This is a genomic window from Endozoicomonas sp. ONNA2 (genome assembly GCF_024606365.1).
Classification (GTDB): Bacteria; Pseudomonadota; Gammaproteobacteria; order Pseudomonadales; family Endozoicomonadaceae; genus Endozoicomonas.
The window spans coordinates 1-1,428 of record NZ_JAHHPO010000250.1 but is presented as its reverse complement, the minus strand read 5'-3'; the positions used below and the strand labels follow the sequence as shown (position 1 = coordinate 1,428).

The 1,428-nt window shown below is 49.6% G+C and carries 1 protein-coding gene; it reads left to right on the top strand.

Going from position 1 to position 1,428, the window contains the following annotated elements:
- The coding region (locus KDK14_RS04485) for a hypothetical protein (protein WP_257263822.1) at positions 1–1,428 on the top strand (1,428 nt) is incomplete at both ends.

Sequence of the window (1,428 nt, the reverse complement as noted above, 5' to 3'; positions counted from 1 at the left end):
CACGACAACCGCCTGATAAAACCGCCACCGCAACGCTCTATGCCAACCACTTGCCCAACACCTCCCTGGCCCTGGGGGCCATGGTTGGTCTTTCTGCTCTCGGCGCCTCATCGGCATCGGGCTGTGACTCAACCTCCGGGATTCGGGTGGACAACCCCGATATCCTCGGCAAGATTTGCACCGGTGATCGTCGATATCCTTGCCACGGAACGTATTATCTGACTGGAAAAATCACTGCGGACAAAAACTGGAAGCCTATTGGCGATAACAATAACGGGGGCAAATTCACCGGCCAGCTGTGCGGCAATGGCACTATTAGCAAACTCGACCACTGCCTGGTTAAACATCTGGCTGATAATGGGAGTATTGATGGCCTGCACTTTAAAAAAGCCCGTATAGCTCCTGCAACCGATACTCCCGATCCGGTCGGGGTAGCGGCTTGTAAAATGTCAGGCAACGCCAGGGTCAGTAATATCCGGGTTACCAACAACTCCACAATTAATTACAAGGGTAACGCAGGCGCAGGTATTGTCGTGGGCGAGCTTGAAGCAGGCACTGTTGACAGCATAACAGCAAAAAACTGCAATTTGACAACCATAGGCAAATGGGCAAGTGCCGGTATTGGGGCTGGCAAAGTTACAGGGGGAACTGTAATCAACACAAATGCAATAAACTGCCAATTGAAAACCGAAGGTGAATTTGCAAACGCCGGTATTGGCGCCGGATTATCCAACAATTCAGTTATAAACGGCACCTATGCCAAAGGCTGCAGTGTAACAACCTATGGTAAATATGCTGATGCCGGTATTGGAGTGGGGGAAAGTAAAAATGGCAAAATAGAAAACACATCAGCGCAAAACTGCACAGTGGCAACCCATTCTAATGAGACTCATGCCGGTATTGGAGCGGGACAGTCCAAAAATGATTCAGTTACCGGCACAAAGGCACTGCTCTGCACGGTAACAACTACTGGTTACAAATCACGTGCCGCTATTGGGGCGGGAGTATCGGTCAATTCAATGGTTACCAACACGGCCGCGGGGTACTGCAATGTAACAACTACTGGTAAATCTTCAGCAGCCGCTATCGGGGTCGGGTTCAATAAAGAGGGAGTTGTTACCGATACAACAGCGGGTTACTGCACTGTGAAAGCTTCAGGTCCTGATGCATATGCCGCAATTGGCCAGGCATTAGGCCAAAAGGAGAGCGTTCAAAATACCAGGGTGATTAACAGCAACTTTAGCAGTAGTGAAATTGATGTTGATGATATCCGTGATCGAGAAGGAGGCAGCCTGGTTGCCTGTAATGTCAGGATTAACAGTAAACAACTGAAACCAGCAACCTCCGACAAGGCCTGTAACAATCTGCACGACAAGTTCTGTAAAAAAATGGCCCCTCTGGTACCACGGGCTTGCCGAACCATCAAAC